Source organism: Paenibacillus darwinianus (genome assembly GCF_000598065.1).
GTDB classification, from domain to species: domain Bacteria; phylum Bacillota; class Bacilli; order Paenibacillales; family Paenibacillaceae; genus Paenibacillus_I; species Paenibacillus_I darwinianus.
In genome coordinates, this window is sequence record NZ_KK082133.1 from 7,096 (window position 1) to 9,552 (window position 2,457).

General features: G+C 56.9%; 1 protein-coding gene and 1 pseudogene. Both read left to right on the forward strand.

What is annotated here, in order from left to right:
• Positions 1-326 (forward strand): annotated as a pseudogene (locus BG52_RS02480) (transglutaminase domain-containing protein); the annotation flags it as partial.
• A gap of 124 nt (positions 327-450) precedes the next feature.
• On the forward strand, positions 451-2,457 hold a 2,007-nt coding region (locus BG52_RS02485; protein ID WP_036582828.1), incomplete at its 3' end, for a peptidoglycan D,D-transpeptidase FtsI family protein.

The following is a 2,457-nucleotide window of genomic DNA, read 5'->3' on the forward strand; positions in this document are numbered from 1 at the left end:
CCGTCAACCGGTTCGCAGGCGCGGTGCTCGGAGCGGTGCTGGGGGCCGGCAGGAGCCTGGTCCTGCTGGCGGGGCTGTTCGTCTATGTTTCCTTGCTGCCGCAGGCACCGCTTGCCGCAGGCATTGCCTCGTCGCCGGTCTACCGGGCTGCGTCGGAACGGCTGCTTCAGCCTATCGCCGGCCGCATGATCGAGGAACAGGGGCCGGTGTTCACGCAGGCCGTCGAGCCGGAATTCAAGGAGGTTCTCCAGCGCCGATACGAAATGTTTGATCGCGACTGGTTCGATTCGCCGGGGTTTGAAAAGACGCATATCCGCGAAGCATGAAGGGCGGGACCCGCTTTTTGCGCGGATGCGCCTGAAACTTTGGGAAGCTTTGCGTCGTCAAGTAAAACGGAATGTTTAGATAACCATATGGTGTTGTTTAAGGGGAAAGGGGGGAAAACCGGTCATGACGAGTCAACGGACGGAGGAAGAGCAAAAACGGCAAATCGTTAACCGGCGGCATTTTTCGTTTCGGTTGAATCTGTTTTTTTTCAGTACGTTTTTTCTGTTCAGCGTGTTGATCGTCCAGCTGGCTATCCTGCAATTCGTCAAGGGCCCGGAGCTCAAGGAGCAGGAATCGAGCCTCGGCAGCCGCGCCGTGCAAATTCCGCCGATCCGCGGCGATATCTATGATTCATCGGGCCGCAAGATCGCCTACTCGACCGCCACGCAGTCTATTTATTACACAATCGAGATCGGCGTGAAGAAAGCGGATGCGGTGGCGCTTGCGAACAAACTGTACAAGATTTTCACGGAATACGGCGATCCGAAGGAAGCGATGACGGTGGACGACATCGTCAAACAGATGGATATCGAGTTCCGCTTGAACAGCGTTTATACGCCGCGGCGTATCAAGTCGAACCTGACCAACAAAGAGATTGCGTATTTCATGGAAAACAAGGATGAGTTCAAGGGCATCGAGGTCGTGGAGGACAGCATTCGCAACTACGACAAAGAGACCGTCGCCGTGCAGCTGGTCGGATATTTGAAGAAGTTCAAGTCGGCTGTTACTTCGCCGGTGACCCAGGCTTTTTACGAGAAAAAGGCCGATTCCAAGGACCCGACGCTCGAGTATTTGCTTGAAGAGGATGTCGGGATGGACGGCCTTGAGTATATGTATCAGGATATGCTGCGTGGCAAGAACGGCGTGAAGAGGTACCCGGTCAACAGCACGGACCGGATTATCGGACCGCCGGTCATCACGAAGCCCGAGAAGGGCAACGATATCTACATGACCATTAACCGGGCGGTGCAGCTGCGGGCGGAGAAAGCGATCGTCGATCATATCCAGTACATCCGCAATGCGCCGGTCGGCAGCGCGGACCGTGCGGATCAAGCGCGTGCTGGCTACGCCGTGGCCATGGAAGTGAAAACCGGCAAAGTCATCGCAATGGCGAGCATGCCGGACTATGATCCGAACCTGTGGCGCGGGGGACGCATCAGTCCGGAGGATTATTCGAACATCCAGTCCATCCAGAACAATGGAACGATTCGCGAGGTGTATCAGAAATGGCCGTCCCAGCAGGAGGCGAACAAGCATCCGTCCTCGCTCGTCTATCTGGGCTCGACCCAGAAGCCGCTGACCGTTCTGGTAGGGTTGGAGGAGAAGACGATTACGCCAAATACCGTATATAACGACACGGGAGTTTTCTCCTTTGGACGGGAAGGACGGTTTCGCGTATCGATCCGCAACTCCCAAAACCGCGCTTACGGCCTTCTGGACCCGGCGCGGGCCATTGAGAAGTCATCAAACCCGTTTATGGCCGAGATGATCGGCAATCAGTTGTATCGGAAGTATAAAGGGGATGAAGGCGTCAAGGTTTGGGACAAGTACGTGAAGCAATTCGGGTTGGGCGTGGTGACCGGCAGCGGTCTGCTGGGAGAATCCAAAGGGGTCGTCGATTATTTCTTCGAAGCCGAGAATGCAAGCCCGCAGTCCGCGCTCATCCGCTCCTCGTTCGGCCAGCAAGCCCGCTACACGCCGCTGCAGCTTGTGCAGTACGCTGCGACGCTCGCCAATCGCGGCAAGCGTATGAAGCCCATCTTCGTGAACAAAATCGTGGCTCCCGACGGCAGCGTCGTCGAGCAGCCGAAGCCGGAGGTGCTAAACACGGTCGAGCTGCCCGATGCGTATTGGCAAGTGATTGAGCGGGGGATGAAATCCGGCGTACAGGGCTTTGAGGGAGTCAATTACACGTTCAACCGGAAGACAGGTACATCTCAGCAGACGACCAGTGCCGGTGATGTGGAGAATGCCGTGTTTATCTCCTATGCGCCCGCGGAAAATCCGGTGTTGGCCGTCGCCGTTGTCGTGCCGGAAGGCGGATACGGCGGACGCGGAGCGGCGCCGATCGCGCGCCAGATTTTCGACGCGTATGATGAAGAAATCGGCTTGTACGGCATGCCGCGCAAG